Source organism: Pantoea sp. QMID4 (assembly GCF_030270445.1).
Lineage (GTDB): Bacteria > Pseudomonadota > Gammaproteobacteria > Enterobacterales > Enterobacteriaceae > Pantoea > Pantoea vagans.
Window position 1 is genome coordinate 1 of the sequence record NZ_BSXL01000022.1, and the last position, 1153, is coordinate 1153.

At 61.7% G+C, this 1153-nt stretch carries 1 pseudogene; it reads left to right on the forward strand.

The window, feature by feature from the left end:
* Positions 1–665: 665 nt before the first annotated feature.
* Positions 666–1153: pseudogene (locus QSK07_RS22605) on the forward strand (autotransporter outer membrane beta-barrel domain-containing protein); the annotation flags it as partial.

The window sequence follows — 1153 nt, forward strand, 5'->3', positions numbered from 1 at the left end:
CTTTTTGAGCAGTCCCGGCGCAGGGGCATGACCGATGAGGCGGCCTCTGAGCGGGTGCGGGCGTACGACGCGCGGTGGACAGCGTGGGCGGAAGGAATGCTGGCTGCATGCCGGCAGGAATGACGCCCTGATGATAATCATCTCATCGATCACGCCAAAGCAAAGTGTCGGCGCGTGACGTCTAGTAGGGAATAACCAACATGCATCTACCCGCAATACCAACGTCGGGGCAATCGTACGGATCTGCCGTTGCTGACAAAATGGCTACTCTCGGTCCGGACAATGTGAGCGACGCCGGGAACGCGACTACTGTACTGCTGATCACAGGAGGCTGGGGCTTACCCCTATACGACGTCGCTAACGACGGGTCTCCCGTGACCGGAACGGTCGACCTTAACCAACATAACGGCTACGAAATCTGGGGGACGTATGTCAGCAACTCGGGGGGAAAGGGGGAGTACGAAACCGGGAAGTGCCCGAATTGTGGTCACGACGACCCTGTTGGGGGGGTTCAGGTAACCGGCGGTAACGAATTCTACTACAGATACGCCCCCGGCAGCGTCCAGGCTAACTGGTACAACTCCACGTTCGTTACGTTCTCCGGGGCTCAATACGTCCTCGAAAATCACAGCGATGGTCTGGGGGATTTGACTAACGGTGGAGCGATGATGGCGACCGTCGCCGCCGTCGGGAACGCTGGCACCATAACCACCGTCGACAATGTCGGAAGCATGCACGGTGATGTCGCGGGGATCTTCAACGACCCAAACGGTTCCATCGGAAAAATAACGAACGGCGGTGATCTAAGCGGCCAGGCCGGAATCCTGAACGAAGGAACCATCGGGACCATCAGTAACACCGGCACCATCACGGGCGGCATCGTCAACTACGGCACCGTCACGGGACGCATTGCCCTGGGCAACACCACGCAGCTCGTTGTCGCCGGTGACGGCGCCGCGGTGGGCGGGGTGGTGTCATGGAACGGGGAGAAGGACGGCAAGGCCGGGCACGGCGCCACCCTCGCCGTGGGCGACGCGGACAACGCCGCCGACCTCACCACCGCCAGCGTGGCCTCCGCCTACGTTGATACCGTCTCCGTGGGCGCCGGCTCCCGCCTGGTCTGGCAGAAGGACGCCGACTGGCACGTGCTGAC